Below are 17,823 nucleotides of genomic sequence, written 5' to 3' on the forward strand. Positions count from 1 at the left end.
AGCGCGGAACTCAGGGGGCATTCCCCCCGGGTCGCCGCCGATCGAGGAGTAGCCGTGCCACCTGCGTCCAGACGCGCCGGGCCGTCCGTGTTGCGCGAGGGAATGCGTGTGCTGGGAGTGGCGGTGCGGGCCGAGCCCCGCGTCTTCACGATCTCCGTCCTCGCCAGCGCGCTGTACGCCGCGATGACGGTCGCGACCGCGCAGGTGCTCGGCTGGACGACCGAGGAGGTGATGCTCCCGGCGTTCCGGTCGGGGCACACGACCGCGGGGGCCCTCACCGGGGCGGCCCTGGCCATCGTGGGCGTGGCGGCGCTCAAGGCGCTCGGCGTCGCGGGCCGCCGGTTCTACGCGGGCCTCATGCAGTACCGGATGCAGGCCGCGTACCGGCGCGCGGTGACGCGGCAGTACCTGCGGCTGCCGCTGGCGTGGCACCATCGCCATCCGACTGGGCAGTTGCTGTCGAACGCCAACGCCGACGTGGAGGCGGTGTGGGCTCCGATCGCACCGCTGCCGATGGCCGTCGGCGTGGTGTTCATGCTGCTGATCGCGGCTGTGTCCATCCTGGTGACCGACCTGGCGGTGGCGGCGGTCGGCTTCCTGATCTTCCCGGCGATCGCGCTGGTCAACGTGGCCTACCAGCGGCGGCTGGCGCCGGTCGCGACCCGTGCCCAGCAGCTGCGCGCCCAGGTCAGCGAGGTCGCGCACGAGAGCTTCGAGGGCGGCCTGGTCGTCAAGACGCTCGGCCGCGAGGCGTCCGAGACCGGGCGGTTCGAGGCGGAGGCGCTGGCCCTGCGGGACGCGAACGTGGCGGTCGGCCGGATCCGGGGGCTGTTCGACCCGATGCTGGAGGCGCTGCCCAATCTCGGTGTGCTCGCCGTCCTGCTGATCGGGTCGCTGCGTCTGGAGGCGGGCGCGATGACCGCCGGCGATCTGGTGCACGTGGCGTACCTCTTCACGCTGCTGGCGTGGCCGATCCGGGCGCTGGGCTGGGTACTGGCGGAGATTCCGCGCAGCGTCGTCGGCTGGGAGCGGGTGCGTGGCGTGCTGGACGCCAGCGGTTCCCTGCCGTACGGGGACGGCGCGCTCGGTGGCGACGAGGCCGCGGCGCTGGAGGTCAGGGACGTCCGCTTCGCCTACGAGGGCTCCGGCGGGGGCGGCGGCCGGCGTGTGCTGCACGACGTGTCGTTCACCGCGTCCCCCGGCAAGACGGTCGCGGTGGTGGGACCAACCGGGTCAGGCAAGTCCACGCTGACCTCGTTGCTGGTGAGGCTGGTCGATCCAGCGGACGGGTCCGTCCTGCTGGACGGGGTGGACGTGCGGGACGTGCGGCGGGGCGGCGTGGCCGGCGCCGCCGCGCTCGTCCCCCAGCAGACGTTCCTCTTCGATGACACCGTCCGCGGGAACGTCACGCTCGGCTTCGACGTCCCGGACGAGCGGGTGTGGGAGGCCCTCCGTCTGGCCCAGGCGGAGGGTTTCGTCGCGGCGCTCGCGGACGGGCTCGACACGAAGGTGGGCGAACGTGGGGCCACGCTGTCGGGCGGGCAGCGCCAGCGGCTCGCGCTGGCGCGCGCACTGGTCCGGCGACCCCGGTTGCTCGTCCTGGACGATGCGACGTCCAGCGTGGACCCGCAGGTGGAGGCGCGCATCCTGGAGGGCCTCCGGGAGGCCCGCTCGGCCGGTGACAGGGCGGGGGCGACCGTCGTGGTCGTCGCCTACCGCAAGGCCACGATCGCGCTGGCGGACGAGGTGGTCTTTCTGGAGCACGGCCGCGTCACCGGGCGCGGCCCCCACGCCGACCTGTTGGAGCGGTCCGAGGGCTACCGCAACCTCGTCAACGCCTATGAGCGCGCGGAAGCGGAACAAGAGGCGATCGAAGGCGGCGAGGGGGCCCTGGCATGACGGTGTCGAATAGAACAGCGCCGGGCGGCACGGGGCTGAGCGGGACGGCCGCGACCGAGGGCGCGCTGAGCACGCTGCGGCGGGGGCTGCGGCTGAGCCCCGAGTTCCGGGCGGGGCTGGCGGGGACGCTCGCGCTCGCGCTCGCCTCGACGGCGGGACGGGTGGTGGTGCCCGTCGCCGTCCAGCAGACGATCGACAAGGGGCTCGGGCAGCCCGGCAACCCCGACATCGGGTTCATCCGGACGGCGGTACTGCTGTGCGCGGTGGCGGTCCTGCTGACCGCGCTGTGCGCCTACGCGATGAACGTGCGGCTGTACAGGACGTCCGAGAGCGGCCTGGCGGGCTTGCGGGTGAAGGCGTTCCGGCACGTCCACGACCTATCGATGCTCACCCAGAGCGGAGAGCGGCGCGGCGCGCTGGTGTCGCGGGTGACGGGCGACGTCGACCAGATCAGCACCTTCATGCAGTCCGGCGGACTGATGTTCATCGTGTCGATGGGCCAGCTGGTCGTGGCGAGCGCGCTGATGCTGGTGTACTCCTGGCAGCTCACCCTGCTGGTGTGGGCCGCATTCCTGCCGCTGGTGTTCGCGCTGCGCCGCTTCCAGCGGATCGTGTCCGCGGCCTACACGCAGGTCCGCGAGCGCATGGGCGATCTACTGGCGGCGGTGAGCGAGTCGGTGGTGGGCGCCCCGGTCATCCGCGCGTACGCGTCGGAGGAGCGCACCGGACGGCGCGTGGACGAGACCGTGGAGTCACACCGCAGGACCCAGACCCGTGCGCAGGGCCTGGTCGCGCTCACCTTTCCGGTGAGCGAACTGGTCGCCGCGCTGGCCACGGCCGGGGTGGTCGTGGTCGGGATCCTGCTGGGCGTGGACGGGCATCTGACGGCCGGTGAGCTGATCGCGTTCCTGTTCCTGGTGACCCTGTTCGTCAGCCCGTTGCAGACCGCCACGGAGGTCCTCAACGAGGCACAGAACGCCATCGCCGGATGGCGGAGGGTCCTCGGCGTGCTGGACACCGTCCCGGACGTGGCGGACCCGGGTGAGGAGGGCGCGACCCTGCCGCGCGGCCCGATCGAGGTGCGGTTCGAGTCCGTGGCTTTCGCCTACCCGGGCGGGCCACCCGTCCTACACGACGTGGACGTGGCGATCGCGCCCCGCAGCCGTGTCGCGATCGTCGGGCAGACCGGGTCGGGCAAGACCACCTTCGCCAAGCTCCTCACCCGGCTCATGGACCCCTCGTCCGGCCGGGTGCTCGTGGACGGCGTGCCGCTGGACCGGGTGCGGTTCTCGTCCCTGCGGGAGCGCGTCGTCATGGTCCCGCAGGACGGCTTCCTGTTCGACGCCTCCCTCGCCGACAACGTCCGGTACGGCAGTCCCGGCGCGTCCGACGAGGACCTGGTCCTCGCCATGACCGAGCTGGGGCTGGCCGACTGGCTGGACGGTCTCCCCGAGGGTCTGGACACGCCCGTCGGCCAGCGGGGCGAGTCGTTGTCGGCGGGCGAGCGGCAGCTGGTCGCGCTGGCCCGCGCCTACATCGCCGACCCCGACCTCCTCGTCCTGGACGAGGCGACCTCCGCCGTCGACCCCGCCACCGAGGTCCGTATCCAGCGGGCCCTGGACGGTGTCACCCGGGGCAGGACCGCGATCTCCATCGCGCACCGGCTGTCCACGGCCGAGGCGGCGGACGAGGTCATCGTGTTCGACGCGGGCCGGATCGTCCAGCGCGGCCCCCACGCCGACCTGGTGGCGGAACCAGGCGTCTATGCGGACCTTCACGCCTCCTGGACCGCCCAGCGGGGGTTGTGATCTCGGGTGAGGACATCACGACCTGGGGTAAAGCACTTGCCCGATATCTGCTTGAGTGCGCATTCTGCTTAGGTGAGCAACGAGGTCGTGTTGGAATCGGCGGGCACGCTGCATGGTCAACTGCAGCGAGGGTTGGGCAGGGCCGCGCGCCGCGCGGCGGAGAGGGCGGGGGCGGGCGAGTACGTCTACGACTGCGTCCGCCGCGACCCGCGGTGGGATCCGCAGTGTGAGTCACGGGGGTTGTACTACGCCCGGTTGATAGTCGACCTTGAGTTGCCGGTCGGACCGGTCGCCGAGCATCTGTTCGACCCGTCCGACCACACCGACCCGGATGACTGGCGGGTCGAGCTGGCGCTGGACGTGCTGTCCCAGATGGTGCGGCTGAGCCGCCGCGAGGCCGCTCCGATCCTGCGCCGGTACGCCGAGGAGGGGGCGCACTGGTTCGACGCCCTCGACACGCTCGTGGAGCTCGCCGACCCGTCCCTGACGATCGGGCTGGACGAGCTGGCGGCGGCCCGGTGCGACGACCAGGCGCTCGGCATGCTGATCCCCGGCGCCTACAACCCGGTGATCGAGACGTGGGCGGCTCGGCAGCCGCGGATCGCCGAGGCGCTGGCGCGGCGGCGGGAGGCGGGCGGCGCGCGCCGGGTCGTGGTCGCGGGAACCGAGCGGGGGGAGCGCACCGAGGCCGAGTTGCTGGACCTCGCCCGCCGGCAGGGCGAGGGCGCGATCGGGGCGATCTTCGAGTTGGGGCGCAGGAGGACCCTCGCGTTGCTCGATCTCGCTGAGGAGCTGCTGCCCGACAGACCCAGCAGATTCGGCGGGGCCGTGTGCCGGGCTTTGCGCGAGTACGGCCCTGAGACGCTCCCTCGTGCGCGCGCGTGGGCGACCCAAAGGGCGGGTTGCGAGGACATGGGATTGCGGATCCTCGCGCGCTATGGCACACGCCAGGACATCCCGTTCCTCATGGACGAACTACGCGGGGCCGTCGAACGGCGCGAGTGGCACGACGCGGCGAGCCCGATCGAAGGCCTCGGACGGCTCCGTGCCGGTGAGACCGTCCCCTTGCTGAAGACCGCTTGGACCGAATCGACCTACGCCTATCTGCGGCCCCGAATCCTGACGGCGCTGACGCGGACCGCCCCGCACACCGCCGAGTCCTACACCGTCGAGGGCCTCTGGGACTGCGAGGAGGGCGTCCGCAGGGAAGCCGTACGGTCCGCACCGCTGACCGAGGACACACGGATCCGCCTGCAACGGCTGCACCTCGACGCCGCCGAGGAACCCGACATCCGGGCCGCCGCCGCGGGCCGCGCCCTCTGAGCCGCCGCTGAACCCGCCGGACGCGGGATGCGTATTGCACCGACGAACTGCGCATCTCACCCGGGAGGAACGGCCATGGGCTCCACGCACCACCTCGGAGCGATCAAGACTGGGCTGCTGTGCGGCGTCGCCGTCCTGGCACTGCCGCTGGCGGCGGGCTGCTCCGGCAAGTCGGCGGCGTCCGGTAACGCCGCGACCAGGGAGGGTACCCCGGCCACTCTCGACCAGCTCGCCTCGCGCACCGGCTGCACGCTCACCGGCCAGCGCAAGGCCCAGGAGCTTGAGCAGGGCAACTGCACCAACTCGCGTGGACGGTACGTGCTGGTGAGCTTCACCTCCGACAAGGGCATGACCTCCTGGATGGAGGAGGCCAAGCCCTGGGGCGGCTCGTACCTGGTCGGGACGCGGTGGGTCGCCGTGAGCACCCCGACGACCCTGGAGTCCCTCAAGAAGGATCTGGGTGGGCGCATCATGTCCGGCGACTCGCACGGGGAGATGCCCGGGATGAATCACAGCTAGGGACGGCAGTGTTTCAGAGACACGGCGTTTCAGAGAGCCGGCCCACGCTGCTCGGCCTGGCGACTCGCACCGTGACCGCGCCTGGGCGAGCGCGACAGTTGAGGCACTTCGCAACAGCCCCGGTCTAGGCATGGCCGCCGGCGTTCAGCTCGGACAGGTTCATCGCCATCCTGCGGCGCACGGCCGGGATCCGGCCCAGCACGCGCAGGGCGGCGTTGCGCGCCCGGCGCCGTGAAGCGCTCCCCGTGGTGGCGATCCGGGTCATCCGGTCGGTGAACCGCACCACCCTCGCCGCGACCGGGCGGCGCTCCTCCGCATAGCCGTCCAGGGTCCCGGCGGGCGCACCGTCGCGCAGAACGGCCCCCAACCGGGCCGCGAGCGCCACCGCGTCCTGGATTCCGGTGTTCATCCCCTGGCCGCCCGCAGGGCTGTGCACGTGGGCGGCGTCCCCGGCCAGCAGGATCCGGCCGGCGCGGTAGGCGTCGGCGAGCCGGTGGTGCACCCGGAACCGCGAGCTCCACACGACCTCGGAGACCCGCGCGAGCTGCTCCTGCGGGCCTCGGGCGTCCAGCACCGCCTGGACGTCGGTCAGGCCCGGGTGCTCGGGGGCCTCGTCCACGGTGGCGACGATCCGATGCCGTCCGCCCGGCAAGGGAGCGACGACGACCAGGCCGGCGGGCGAGAAGAACAGCATGACCTCGTCGGCGCGGACGTCCCCCTCCAGCCGGACGTCGGCGAGGACGAACGACTGCGCGTAGGTGTCGCCGGTGAAGCCGATCCCGGCGTGCTCGCGGACGGTGCTGTGCATGCCGTCCGCGCCGACGGCGTAGCGCGCGCGGACGGTCTCACCGGAGGCCATGGTCGCGGTGACGCCCTCCCCGTCCTGGGTGAGCGAGGCCACCTCGTAGGGGCGGTGGACGTCGCCGCCGAGCGTACGCAACCGGCGCAGGAGCACTTCCTCGGTGATGTTCTGCGGAACCATCAGCGTGTACGGGTAACGGGTGGGAAGGCCGTCGAAGTCGACCGTCAGCAGGGCCTGGTCGCGGTCGCGGACGGTGAAGCGCGGCACGATCACGCCCACGCCCACCAACTCGTCCGCGATCCCGACCGTCTCCAGTACCTCCAGCGTGCGGGCGTGGACGACGGCGGCGCGAGAGGTGTTGGCGCCCTCGGCCTGCCGGTCGACGAGCGTCACGTCCACGCCGCGTGCGGTGAGCGCGGCGGCCAGGGTCAGCCCGACCGGACCGGCACCGACGACCAGGACATCGGTGGTCTCGGGCAGCGGGCTGGTGGGGTGCGGGGCCCTCGGATGCTCGGACATGGCGTCCTCCTGATACCAACATCTGTTTGCCAACATCTGTTGGCACAGACGTTAGCGCGCCCGGGACGGTTTGCCAACAGGCGTTGGCCTACCATTGTGGGCATGGCCTTCACAGCGCGCTCCGATCAGACCAGAGCGGCGATCCTCGACGCCGCCCGCCGCCGTTTCGGCACCGACGGCTACGAACGGGCGACGATCCGCGCCATCGCCGCCGACGCCGGCATCGACCCGTCGATGGTGATGCGCTACTACGGCAGCAAGGACGGGCTGTTCGCGGCGGCCTCGGACATCGACCTGCGGCTGCCCGACCTGTCCGCGGTGCCGCCCGAGCGCGCGGGCGAGACGATCGTCCGGCACTTCATCGAGCGGTGGGAGGGTGACCTGGCCGACGAGGTGCTGATCGTGCTGTTCCGGTCGGCGATCACCAACGAGGCGGCCGCCGGGCGGCTGCGCGAGATCTTCGGCGCGCAGGTCGCGGGTGCCCTGGCGGCGGGCGTGGACGACCCGTCCGAGCTGCCGGCGCGCGCCGGGCTCGTCTCCACCCAGCTTCTCGGCGTCGCGCTGTGCCGCTACATCCTGCGGCTGCCGCCGGTCGTGGCGATGGACGTGGACACGCTGGTGGCGAGCCTGTCCCCCACACTCCAGCGCTACCTGACCGGACCCCTGCCGGCCTGAGCGGCGCGCCGGCGCCCTCAGGGAGTGCGGACCTCGTCGCCGCCGACGCCGTCGATGCCGTCACGGTCGTCGCGATCGTCGCGGCTGACCAGGAGGGCGGCCCAGCGCTCCAGGGCGGGACCGGTCCGGGCCAGGATCCGCCGCGCGGCGAGCCCGCGGGCCACCGTCCCCGGGTGCAGCAGCGGATGCCCAGGCCCGTCGACGACGACCCGGACGGCGGCGACCGGTCTCCCGCCCGCGCGGGCGGCGATCACGGCCGACTCCATGTCGGCCACGCGCGCGCCCTGCGCCGCCCAGACGGCACGCTCCGCGCGACCCACGACGTGGTCGGTGGTCACCAGGGGCCCGACCTGGACGCTGAGGCCGTCCCGGATCAGTTCTCCCGCCAGCATGTGCGCGGCGTTGCACGGCACCGGCCGGCCGCCGCCGCGGATCTCGTCGGCCACCAGGACGTCCCCCGGCCGGAGGCGCTCGTCGAGCGCGCCGCCGAACCCCATCACCACGAGCGCCGCGCACGCCGCCGGCAGCCGGTCGATCCGGCGAGCCCGGTAGCCGACCACCACGACCGGGGTGCGGGCCAGCCCGCGCCGCACCGCGCGCGCCTCCATCCGCAGCCCGGCGCACACCACCGGCCCGACCATCGGTCGCCAGGCGTCGTCACTGGTCATCCCCCCAGCGAAACACGGGGCCAGGCGAAGTTCCAGCTCGCGCGCCGACGACCCGGCGTCACCGTGAGGTACTACTTCCGATCCCGCGAATCCCGCCCCCGGGAGGACGGGTCGAGGGGCCCACGACCTCTAGACTCGCCGACATGACCTCCTCCGTACGCCGGAAGCTGGCCGTCCTGCCCCTCCTTCTGCTCCCGCTCGGCGGCCTCGCCGCCTGCGGCGGCGAGAACAGCAAGACCGACTGCAACGCCAACTCGTGCACGGTGACGTTCGACCGCGGAGTCGACGCGAGCGCCTCCGTCCTCGGTGTGAAGGCCGAGCTGGTGAGCGTCCAGGGCAACACCGTCACGCTCAAGATCGCCGGCCAGACGGTGACCGTGCCCCGGGGCGACGGCGAGCAGGCGGAAGGCTTCGACATCTCGGTCCAGTCCGTCAACAAGGACAATGTCGTCGTGAAGTTCTCCCACAGCGGCTGAGAACGACCGCAAGCCCCACCAGGCGGACGCCCCGCATAGTATTCGTTCATGCGTTCGATGAACATCGCGGAGCGGCGCGCTCGCCTGGGCGTTCGGCATCGGCTGGCCGCCGCCGAGCGGACCGACGACGTCGCGGCGGTCGCCCGATCCCTCGTGGTGCTGCATGCCACCGACCCCGCCACGGTCTTCCTGTCCGTGGCGGCGCGCAGCGTCCAGGCCGTCCCGTCGATGGTGGAGCGGGCCCTGTACGACGACCGGACCCTGCTCCGGATGCTGGCGATGCGCCGCACGATGTTCGTCGCGCCGGTCGAGCTCGTCCCCGTCCTGCAGTCCTCCACGGCGACCGCGCTGGCCGCCAAGCAGCGCCGCACCTACTCCCGCTTCATCGAGCAGGCGGGCGTCGTCGAGGACGCCGTGGCCTTCTTCGGGGAGGTCGAAGAGGGCGCCCACCGGGCCCTGCTGGCCCGCGGCGAGGCGACGGGCGCACAGCTCAGCGCCGACGAGCCGCGACTGCGCACGCAGGTCGACCCCGCCCCCGGCAAGCCCTACTCCCGGCCGACGAACATCACGACATGGGTGCTGGTCACGCTCGGCTGCGAGGGCCTGATCGTCCGGGGCCGCCCGAACGGCACCTGGATCAGCAGCCAGTACCGGTGGTCGCCGATCGAGGCGTGGCTCCCCGCCGGGATTCCCGAGATCCCCGCCGACGACGCCCGCGCCGCCCTCGTGGAACACTGGCTGCGCGCGTTCGGCCCGGCGCCGCTCAGCGACCTCAGATGGTGGACGGGCTGGACCGTCGGTGAGGTCCGCAAGGCCCTGGCCCCCCTTGGGGTGACCGAGGTGGACCTCGACGGGACGACGGGCCTCGTCATGACCGACGATCTGGAGCCGGTCGCGCCGCCCGAGCCGTGGGCGGCGCTGCTGCCCGCCCTCGACCCGACGCCGATGGGCTGGCAGGAGCGTGGCTGGTTCCTCGGCGACCACGGCCCCGCGCTGTTCGACAGGAACGGCAACATCGGCCCGTCCGTCTGGTGGGACGGCCGTATCGTCGGCGGCTGGGCCCAGCGCAAGGACGGCGAGATCGCCGTCCGTCTCCTGGACGACGTCGGCGCCGACGCCCGCGCCGCCATCGACCGCGAGGCCGTCCGGACGGCCGCCTGGTACGGCGACGTCCGCGCGATTCCGCGGTTCCGCACTCCCCTGGAGCGCGAGCTCACGTCATGACCCGCCCCCGCCACCCCGGGACCCCGCGCGGTGGCGGATCGCGGGTCAGCCGCCGACCCGCGGCCGTCTGCGTCAGTACGGGTACCGGAATGCGGCGGCGGCGCGGCGCTTGGCGCTGCCGCGCCGCACCGGCAGGAAGATGAACGCCAGGATCGCCAGGACGCCGAGCAGCACCGCCCCGAGCACGGCGATCCCCAGATAGAAGTCCGCGGTGTCGTCGGGCGTCACCAGCATCCGGGCGCCGGTGCCCCGGCAGGTGATCAGGGCCGGCCCGTTCACGGGGGCCGCGAACGTGGCGGCGTACTCGTAGCCTGGATGGTCGGAAGCGCTCCAGGAGTTCTTGTGCGTCAGCGAGATGGTGCCGGTAGCTGTTCCCTGCCGCAGCGAGCACGAGTAGGGATCGGACGCACCGGACTGGACGTAGACGAAGTACGTGTACCCCTCGGTCAGTTCGACGCGCACCCCAGCCCGGGGGTCGCCGGACGCGGACGGCCCTTCGGCGACGTCGGAGTCGTCCAGGAAGAGCCCGAGGGCGACGGCCAGGCCGATGACCGCCACCAGCGTGAACACGACCGGCAGGGCGTACCAGCCGGCGCTCGGTTTGATCGGCAGCGGTGACCACGGCACGCCCGCCGGCGGCGGTCCCATGGGCGGCGGTCCGACCGGTGGATTCGACCCGGGCCACATCGTCGTTCTCCCCCTAGCCGTCGCGTCGAACGCAACGATTCCAGAGAAACGGGCACCCCGCCAGCGGCCGGCAGTGGCCGGCCCGCCGTCCGCGGAGCCCGCCACAGTCGAACCTCCGCGTTGACGGGGCGGTCTCCGCTCAGCGGACGGGGTGCCCGGCCGCGCCGAGCGCGGCCTTGACCTCGGCGATCGTCAGCTCCCCGAAATGAAAGACGCTGGCGGCGAGCACCGCGTCGGCGCCCGCGTCCACGGCGGGTGCGAAGTGCGCCAGGTCCCCGGCGCCGCCGCTGGCGATCACGGGCACCGTGACGGTCTCGCGGACGCGGCCGAGCATCTCCAGGTCGAAACCGGCCTTGGTGCCGTCGGCGTCCATGGAGTTCAGCAAGATCTCCCCGACACCGAGCTCCTGGCCCCGGCGGGCCCACTCGACCGCGTCGATCCCCGTCCCCTCGCGCCCGCCGTGCGTGGTCACCTCGAAGCCCGACGCGGTGGTCTCCGCCCGCCGGGCGTCCACCGACAGCACCACGCACTGCGACCCGAACCGGTGTGCGGCCTCGCGCAGGAACTCCGGCCGCGCGATGGCGGCGGTGTTGATCGACACCTTGTCGGCGCCGGCGCGCAGCAGCCGGTCGACGTCGTCCACCGTGCGGACGCCGCCGCCCACCGTCAGCGGGATGAACACCTGCTCCGCCGTGCGGCGCACCACCTCGTACGTGGTGGAACGATCAGCGCTGGAGGCGGTGATGTCGAGGAACGTCAGCTCGTCGGCGCCCTCCGCGTCGTAGCGGCGGGCCAGCTCGACCGGGTCGCCGGCGTCGCGCAGGTTCTGGAAGTTGACACCCTTGACCACCCGTCCGGCGTCCACGTCCAGGCACGGGATCACCCGCACGGCCACGCTCACTGCACGGCCTCCAGCGCCTCTTCCAGCGTGAACGCCCGCGCGTACAGCGCCTTCCCGACGATCGCCCCCTCGACGCCCGCCGGGACGAGCCCGGCGATGGCGCGCAGGTCGTCCAGGGACGCCACGCCCCCGGACGCGATCACGGGCTTGTCCGTGCGGGAGCACACCTCGCGCAGGAGATCGGTGTTGGGGCCGCGGAGCGTGCCGTCCTTGGTGACGTCGGTGACCACGTAGCGGGGGCAGCCGTCACCCTCCAGGCGGGCGAGAACCTCCCACAGGTCGCCGCCCTCCCGCGTCCAACCGCGGGCGGCGAGGGTGGTCCCGCGCACGTCCAGCCCCACCGCGATCTTGTCGCCGTGCGAGGCGATGATCTTCCGGCACCAGGCGGGGTCCTCCAGCGCGGCCGTCCCGATGTTGACCCGGGCGCAGCCGGTGGCGAGCGCCGCCTCCAGCGAGGCGTCGTCACGGATGCCGCCCGACAGTTCCACCCGTACGTCCAGCCGCCCGGTCACCTCGGCCAGCAACTCCCGGTTGGAGCCCCGGCCGAAAGCCGCGTCCAGGTCGACCAGATGGATCCACTCCGCCCCCGCCTCCTGCCAGGCCAGCGCGGCGTCGAGCGGCGCACCGTAGGAGGTCTCGGAACCGGCCTCGCCCTGCACCAGGCGCACGGCCTGGCCGTCGGCGACGTCGACCGCGGGAAGGAGCGTCAAAGTCATGCGGAAACCCTATCGATGCGGGTGGAGGGGCGGATGCGGGGACAGCCGGGCAGGGACGTTCAGTCGAGGGTGGTGAGCCAGTTGCGCAGGAGCGCGGCGCCGACGTCGCCGGACTTCTCCGGATGGAACTGGGTCGCCGAGAGGGGACCGTTCTCGACGGCGGCGACGAAGGGGTCGCCGTGCTCGGCCCACGTGACGAGCGGGGGCTCCAGGCGTCCGGCCGGGTCGGGTTCGAGGTCCCAGTGGCGGACGGCGTAGGAGTGGACGAAGTAGAACCGGGTGCCGGCGTCCATGCCGTCGAACAGGACGGAGCCGGGCGGGGCGTCCACGGTGCTCCAGCCCATGTGCGGGACGACCGGGGCCTCCAGCCGGTCGACGGTGCCGGGCCACTCGTCGCAGCCCTCCGTCGTCACGCCGTGCTCGATGCCCTTGGTGAACAGGATCTGCATGCCGACGCAGATGCCGAGGACGGGCCGGCCCCCGGCGAGGCGGCGGCCGATGATCTGGTCGCCGCGGACCGAGCGCAGGCCCGCCATGCAGGCGGCGAACGCGCCGACGCCGGGAACGACGAGGCCGTCGGCGGCGAGCGCGGCGTCCCAGTCGGCGGTCACCGTGACGTCGGCGCCGGCGCGGGCGACGGCCCGCTCGGCGGAGCGGAGGTTGCCCGAGCCGTAGTCGAGGACGACGACCCTCTTCACAGCCACATCACACCCCCGGCGAACGCCAGGCCCGCCAGGACCAGCACGACCAGCGCGGCGATCTTCAGGCCCTGCTTGACGAAACTGTAGACGCCCGCCAGCAGGAACAGCGCCACCGCGAAGACCGCGACGTTGCCGTAGGTGAACTCCACACCGCCGACCTCCACGGCTACAGCGCCCCCTTGGTGGACGGGACGCCGTGCACCTTCGGGTCGAAGGCCACCGCGTCGCGCAGCGCGCGGGCCAGGGCCTTGAACTGGGCCTCGACGATGTGGTGGGCGTTGCGCCCATACGGGACGTGGACGTGCAGCGCGACGCGGGCGTTGGCGACGAACGACTCGAAGACGTGCCGGGTCATCGTGGTGTCGTAGTCGGGCCCGATCATCGGGGCCATGCCCTCGGGTTCGACGTGCACGAGGTAGGGACGGCCGGACACGTCCACGGTGACCTGGGCGAGGGCCTCGTCCAGCGGGATCGAGGCATCGGCGAAGCGGTGGATGCCGGCCTTGTCGCCGAGCGCCTCCCGGAACGCCTGGCCGAGCGCGATGGCCGTGTCCTCGATGGTGTGGTGGCTGTCGATGTGCAGGTCACCGGTGGTCTTGACGGTCAGGTCGAACGACCCGTGCTTGCCGAGCTGGGCCAGCATGTGGTCGAAGAACCCCACGCCGGTCGCCACGTCGACCTGCCCGGTGCCGTCCAGGTCGATCTCGACGAGGACCTGCGTCTCGCGGGTCCCGCGCTCGACTCGTCCCTTGCGCGTCACAGACTCTCCTTCAGTACTTCTCGAAGTGCGGTGCGGAACGCCGCCATCTCCGCGGGGGTGCCGACGCTGACCCGCAGCCACTCGGGCGGGCCCACTTCCCGGATCAGCACGCCGCGTGCGAGGAGGCCCTCCCACACCCGCCGGCGGTCGGGGAACGTCCCGAACAGGACGAAGTTGGCGTCGGAATCGGCCACCGTCAGGCCCTCGGCGCGCAGCCACGCGACGATCGCGTCGCGGTCGCGGCGCAGCGCCTCGACGCCGCCGAGCAGTTCCTCACCGTGGGCGAGGGCGGTGCGCGCCACCGCCTGGGTGACGGCCGACAGGTGGTAGGGCAACCGGACGAGCAGCAGCGCGTCGACCACGGCGGGGCCGGCGGCGAGGTAGCCGAGCCGCGTCCCGGCCATCGCGAACGCCTTCGACATCGTCCGGGTGACGATGAGGCGCGGGTACCGGTCGAGCAGCGTCAGCGCGGACGGGGTGCCCCGGCGGCGGAACTCCGCGTACGCCTCGTCCACCACGACCATGCCGGGCGCGGACTCCAGGACGGCCTCGATCGCCTCCAGCGGAAGAGCGGTGCCCGTCGGGTTGTTCGGCGAGGTGAGGAACACGATGTCGGGCCGGTGCTCGCGCACCGCGGCGATCGCCCGCTCGGGCTCGATGCCGAAGTCCTCGTCGCGGACGGCCTCCACCCAGCGGGTCCCCGACACGCGGGTGATGATCGGGTGCATCGAGTAGGACGGCTCGAAGCCGACCGCGGTGCGCCCCGGCCCGCCGAACACCTGCAGGATCTGCTGGATGATCTCGTTGGAGCCGTTCGCCGCCCAGACCCGGCGACCGGTGAGCGCGACACCGGGCGTGTCGGCGTTCAGGAACGCCGCGAGGTCCTCGCGGAGCGCGGTCGCGTCGCGGTCGGGATAGCGGTTGAGCGTCCCGGCCACGTCCATGACCGCCTCGCCCAGGGCCTTCACCAGACGTTCGGACGGCGGGTAGGGGTTCTCGTTGGTGTTCAGCGCGTACGGGACGTCGAGCTGCGGCGCGCCGTAGGGTTCCCGGCCGCGAAGGTCGTCGCGGATGGGCAGCTCGGACAGTGAGCTCACGACGGGACCTCCCAGTCGAACCGGGCCTTGAGGGCGGCGCCGTGTGCGGGCAGGTCCTCGGCCTCGGCGAGGGCGACGACCCGGCCGGTGGCCTCGGCGAGGGCGTCCCGGTCGTACTCGACGACATGGACGCCGCGCAGGAACGACTGCACCGACAGCCCCGAGGAGTGGCAGGCGCAGCCGCCCGTCGGCAGGACGTGGTTGGACCCGGCCAGGTAGTCACCGAGCGACACCGGCGAGTGCGGGCCGATGAAGATCGCCCCGGCGTTGCGGACGCGGGCGGCGACGGCGGCCGCGTCGGCGGTCTGGACCTCTAGGTGCTCGGCGGCGTAGGCGTTCACCACCGTCAGGCCGTCCTCGGCGGAGTCGACCAGCACGATCCCGGACTGCCGCCCGGCGAGGGCCTCGGTGATCCGCTCGGCGTGCCGGGTCCGGGCGACCTGGTCCTTCAGCTCGGCCTCGACCTCGTCGGCGAGCCGGACGGAGTCGGTGACCAGCACGGCGGCGGCGAGCACGTCGTGCTCGGCCTGGCTGATCAGGTCGGCGGCGACCTGCACCGGATCCGCGGTGGCGTCGGCGAGGATCGCGATCTCGGTCGGGCCCGCCTCGGCGTCGATGCCGATCACACCCTTGAGCAGCCGCTTGGCGGCGGTGACGTACACGTTGCCGGGGCCGGTGACCAGGTCGGCGCGGGGGCACTCGTCAGTGCCGTAGGCGAACATCGCGATCGCCTGGGCGCCGCCCGCGGCGTACACCTCGTCCACGCCGAGCAGCGCGCAGGCGGCGAGGATCGCCGGGTGCGGCAGGCCGCCGTGCTCCTTCTGGGCGGGCGAGGTGACGGCCAAGGAGCCGACGCCCGCCTCCTGAGCCGGGACGACGTTCATGACCACGCTGGACGGGTAGACGGCGTTCCCGCCCGGCACGTACAGCCCGACCCGGCCGACCGGGATCCACCGCTCGGTGACGGTGCCCCCGGGCACCACCTGCGTGGTGACGTCGGCGCGGCGCTGGGCACGGTGCACGGCGCGGGCGCGGCGGATGCTCTCCTCCAGCGCATCCCGGACGGCCGGGTTCAAGCCGGCGAGAGCCCGGTGGATCTCCGCGACCGGGACCCGGGTGCGGTCCAGCTCGACCCCGTCGAAGGCCAGTGTGTGCTCCCGGACCGCCTCCGAGCCGCGATGGCGGACGTCCTCGCAGATCGGCCGCACCTTGTCCAGGGCGGCGTCGACGTCGAGTTCGGCGCGGGGCAGCACGGAGCGCGGGTCGGCCGGAAGGCCGCCGCGCAGGTCGATACGGGATATCACCCGCCCAGTCTACGGAGTGGCCTCCGGTGGCCCGTGCAGCGTCTCACGTGCCGAGACGCCATGTCGCGGACCACCGTGCCGGAGGTCCCCACCCCTGTCAGACCGCGAGCGTCCCGTCCAGGACGGTGACGGCGGTACCGGAAAGGATCACCCGATCGCCGCGCAGCGCGACCCGGACCTGCCCGCCGCGGGCCGACGCCTGGTAGCCGGTCAGCTCCGTCCGGCCGAGCCGCTCCGCCCAGAAGGGGGCCAGCGCGCAGTGCGCCGACCCCGTCACGGGATCCTCGGCGTCGCCGGGGAGCACCCGCGCGCCGAAGAACCGGGACACGAAGTCGTGGCCACCTCCCGCGCCGGCCGCTGTGACGATCACCCCGCGCGCGTCGATCCGGGCGAGCCCGGCGATGTCGGGGGCCAGGCCCCGGACGGACCTCTCGTCCGCGACCTCGACCAAGAGGTCGTTCTGGAAGTTCCGCCCGGTCCAGAGCAGCGGCAGGCCGAGCGCCTCCGCGAGCCCCGCGGGGGCGTCCACGGGCTCGGCTGGCCCGGCCGGGAAGTCCATCGACAGGAGCCCGTCCCCCGCGCGGGTCACGGTGAGCGCGCCGCTCTTGAGCGTCCGGAACCGGATCGGCCGGTCCGGCGCCACCGTCCCGGTGTCGTAGAGGGCGTGCGCACTCGCCAGGGTGGCGTGCCCGCACAGCGCCACCTCCACGACCGGCGTGAACCAGCGCAGCTCGAAATCCGCGTCCGGGTCCTCGGCCGGAAGGACGAACACCGTCTCCGAGTGCTTCATCTCCGCGGCGACCCGCTGCATCCAGCCGGGATCGGCGGGTTCCGCGAGAAGGCACACCCCGGCCGGATTGCCGGCGAACGGGCGGTCGGTGAAGGCGTCAACGACGAGCATCCGCATGGCCCCGACGGTACCGATCGCCGCGCTCCCGATCTCAGGGCCAATCGCGTGAAAGTGGCCCGCGGCTTCAGATTGTGAGAATTCCAGGCATGCCAAGATCATCGTCAGGCACGTACCCTGACGCACGGGGCGTCGTCCCGGAGGCGCCCAGGAGCGTGGGAGAACCTGTGACCGAGCGGCTCGCCCTGTTTCCGCTGGGCACCGTCCTGTTCCCGGGGCTGGTGCTGCCGCTGCACCTGTTCGAGGAGCGCTACCGCCTGCTGATCGGCGACCTGCTCGAACGCCCCGAGCCGCGCGAGTTCGGCGTGGTCGGCATCGAGCTCGGCCACGAGACCGGCGACGAGGCCGCGCACCGGCTGGCGCCGGTCGGCTGCGTCGCCGAGGTGCACGACGTGACGCCGCATCCCGACGGGCGGTACGACATTGTCACCATCGGGACCCGCCGGTTCCGGCTGAAAGGGCTCGACCGATCCCGGCCCTACCTACAGGGCGAGGTCGAGTTCCTGCCCGAGGAGCCGGGCAGCGGGGCGGGGGCGCCCGCGCGCCGCGTCCGGCGGCTGTTCCAGATCTACCGGGCCCGGCTGACCTCGGCCGGCGCCGGTCCCGCCGAGGACATCGACCTGCCGGACGACCCGGTGCGGCTGTCCTACCTGATCGCGGCGGCCGTCGTGCTGGACGGCCACGAGAAGCAACGGCTGCTGGAGTGCGAGGACGCGACGCTCCGGCTGGCCGCCGAACGGGACCTGCTCACCCGGGAGAACCGCATCCTGGACGTCCTGCCCATGATCCCGGCGGGCCAGTTCCTGGACGGCTCGTTCCACCCGAACTGACGGCCCG

The 17,823-nt window shown here is 72.8% G+C and carries 19 protein-coding genes; 8 read left to right on the forward strand and 11 right to left on the reverse strand.

Annotated elements, in window-relative coordinates; translation table 11 throughout:
- Positions 1-102 precede the first annotated feature (102 nt).
- The 4 genes from AMA02S_RS26600 (at position 103) to AMA02S_RS26615 (ending at position 5,549) form a co-directional block, all read left to right on the forward strand.
- Entirely contained in the window at positions 103-1,899 is a 1,797-nt protein-coding gene (locus AMA02S_RS26600) for an ABC transporter ATP-binding protein (protein ID WP_067462769.1), read from the forward strand.
- Positions 1,896-3,707, forward strand: a complete 1,812-nt coding sequence (locus tag AMA02S_RS26605; RefSeq protein WP_067462772.1) for an ABC transporter ATP-binding protein — start codon at positions 1,896-1,898, stop codon at positions 3,705-3,707. The genes AMA02S_RS26600 and AMA02S_RS26605 overlap by 4 nt, the downstream gene beginning before the upstream one ends.
- A gap of 72 nt (positions 3,708-3,779) precedes the next feature.
- Positions 3,780-5,030 (forward strand): hypothetical protein, encoded by a 1,251-nt coding sequence (locus AMA02S_RS26610; RefSeq protein WP_245667845.1) that lies wholly within the window; start codon positions 3,780-3,782, stop codon positions 5,028-5,030.
- 75 nt (positions 5,031-5,105) lie between these two features.
- Positions 5,106-5,549 (forward strand): hypothetical protein, encoded by a 444-nt coding sequence (locus AMA02S_RS26615; protein WP_067462777.1) that lies wholly within the window; start codon positions 5,106-5,108, stop codon positions 5,547-5,549.
- A 124-nt stretch (positions 5,550-5,673) separates the two neighbouring features.
- Here AMA02S_RS26615 and AMA02S_RS26620 read toward each other — a convergent pair whose 3' ends face one another.
- The gene (locus tag AMA02S_RS26620) at positions 5,674-6,870 is read right to left on the reverse strand and encodes an FAD-dependent oxidoreductase (protein ID WP_067462780.1); all 1,197 of its coding nucleotides are present in this window, start codon (positions 6,868-6,870) and stop codon (positions 5,674-5,676) included.
- A gap of 102 nt (positions 6,871-6,972) precedes the next feature.
- On the opposite strand from AMA02S_RS26620, the gene AMA02S_RS26625 reads away from it, so the two are divergent.
- Complete coding sequence (locus tag AMA02S_RS26625) at positions 6,973-7,545, forward strand: TetR/AcrR family transcriptional regulator (RefSeq protein ID WP_067462782.1); 573 nt, start codon at positions 6,973-6,975, stop codon at positions 7,543-7,545.
- A gap of 17 nt (positions 7,546-7,562) precedes the next feature.
- Here AMA02S_RS26625 and AMA02S_RS26630 read toward each other — a convergent pair whose 3' ends face one another.
- Positions 7,563-8,213, reverse strand: coding sequence for a phosphorylase family protein (locus tag AMA02S_RS26630; RefSeq protein WP_067462785.1), 651 nt, complete (start codon positions 8,211-8,213; stop codon positions 7,563-7,565).
- A 143-nt stretch (positions 8,214-8,356) separates the two neighbouring features.
- Between AMA02S_RS26630 and AMA02S_RS26635 the strand changes: the two genes are divergently transcribed.
- Both AMA02S_RS26635 and AMA02S_RS26640 read left to right on the forward strand, forming a co-directional pair.
- Entirely contained in the window at positions 8,357-8,689 is a 333-nt protein-coding gene (locus tag AMA02S_RS26635; RefSeq protein ID WP_067462787.1) for a hypothetical protein, read from the forward strand.
- Between the two features lie 48 nt (positions 8,690-8,737).
- Positions 8,738-9,913 (forward strand): winged helix DNA-binding domain-containing protein, encoded by a 1,176-nt coding sequence (locus tag AMA02S_RS26640; RefSeq protein ID WP_067462790.1) that lies wholly within the window; start codon positions 8,738-8,740, stop codon positions 9,911-9,913.
- A gap of 72 nt (positions 9,914-9,985) precedes the next feature.
- Here the strand turns inward: AMA02S_RS26640 and AMA02S_RS26645 are convergent, their stop codons facing one another.
- The 9 genes from AMA02S_RS26645 to AMA02S_RS26680 all read right to left on the reverse strand — a co-directional run bounded on the left by AMA02S_RS26645 (position 9,986) and on the right by AMA02S_RS26680 (position 16,986).
- On the reverse strand, positions 9,986-10,561 hold the full coding sequence (locus AMA02S_RS26645; protein ID WP_067462793.1) for a hypothetical protein: 576 nt from the start codon (positions 10,559-10,561) through the stop codon (positions 9,986-9,988).
- 178 nt (positions 10,562-10,739) lie between these two features.
- Entirely contained in the window at positions 10,740-11,501 is a 762-nt protein-coding gene (gene hisF / locus AMA02S_RS26650; protein WP_067462796.1) for an imidazole glycerol phosphate synthase subunit HisF, read from the reverse strand.
- The gene (priA, locus tag AMA02S_RS26655) at positions 11,498-12,217 is read right to left on the reverse strand and encodes a bifunctional 1-(5-phosphoribosyl)-5-((5-phosphoribosylamino)methylideneamino)imidazole-4-carboxamide isomerase/phosphoribosylanthranilate isomerase PriA (RefSeq protein WP_067462799.1); all 720 of its coding nucleotides are present in this window, start codon (positions 12,215-12,217) and stop codon (positions 11,498-11,500) included. Before priA ends, hisF begins: the two co-directional genes overlap by 4 nt.
- Positions 12,218-12,276: 59 nt before the next feature.
- Entirely contained in the window at positions 12,277-12,915 is a 639-nt protein-coding gene (hisH, locus tag AMA02S_RS26660) for an imidazole glycerol phosphate synthase subunit HisH (protein WP_067462802.1), read from the reverse strand.
- Positions 12,912-13,082: a CG2302 family histidine operon protein gene (locus AMA02S_RS43015; RefSeq protein WP_169806895.1), complete on the reverse strand. Its 171-nt coding sequence runs from the start codon at positions 13,080-13,082 to the stop codon at positions 12,912-12,914. The genes hisH and AMA02S_RS43015 overlap by 4 nt, the downstream gene beginning before the upstream one ends.
- A 2-nt stretch (positions 13,083-13,084) precedes the next feature.
- Positions 13,085-13,678: an imidazoleglycerol-phosphate dehydratase HisB gene (hisB, locus tag AMA02S_RS26665; RefSeq protein ID WP_067462804.1), complete on the reverse strand. Its 594-nt coding sequence runs from the start codon at positions 13,676-13,678 to the stop codon at positions 13,085-13,087.
- Entirely contained in the window at positions 13,675-14,775 is a 1,101-nt protein-coding gene (locus tag AMA02S_RS26670) for a histidinol-phosphate transaminase (protein WP_067462807.1), read from the reverse strand. Before AMA02S_RS26670 ends, hisB begins: the two co-directional genes overlap by 4 nt.
- Positions 14,772-16,079: a histidinol dehydrogenase gene (hisD, locus tag AMA02S_RS26675; protein ID WP_067462810.1), complete on the reverse strand. Its 1,308-nt coding sequence runs from the start codon at positions 16,077-16,079 to the stop codon at positions 14,772-14,774. The genes AMA02S_RS26670 and hisD overlap by 4 nt, the downstream gene beginning before the upstream one ends.
- A gap of 97 nt (positions 16,080-16,176) precedes the next feature.
- Positions 16,177-16,986: a PhzF family phenazine biosynthesis protein gene (locus AMA02S_RS26680; protein WP_067462813.1), complete on the reverse strand. Its 810-nt coding sequence runs from the start codon at positions 16,984-16,986 to the stop codon at positions 16,177-16,179.
- A gap of 155 nt (positions 16,987-17,141) precedes the next feature.
- On the opposite strand from AMA02S_RS26680, the gene AMA02S_RS26685 reads away from it, so the two are divergent.
- Positions 17,142-17,816: an LON peptidase substrate-binding domain-containing protein gene (locus AMA02S_RS26685; protein ID WP_439951609.1), complete on the forward strand. Its 675-nt coding sequence runs from the start codon at positions 17,142-17,144 to the stop codon at positions 17,814-17,816.
- The last annotated feature ends 7 nt before the right edge of the window (positions 17,817-17,823 follow it).

The sequence above is a fragment of the Actinomadura macra NBRC 14102 genome, from assembly GCF_001552215.1.
Lineage (GTDB): Bacteria > Actinomycetota > Actinomycetes > Streptosporangiales > Streptosporangiaceae > Spirillospora > Spirillospora macra.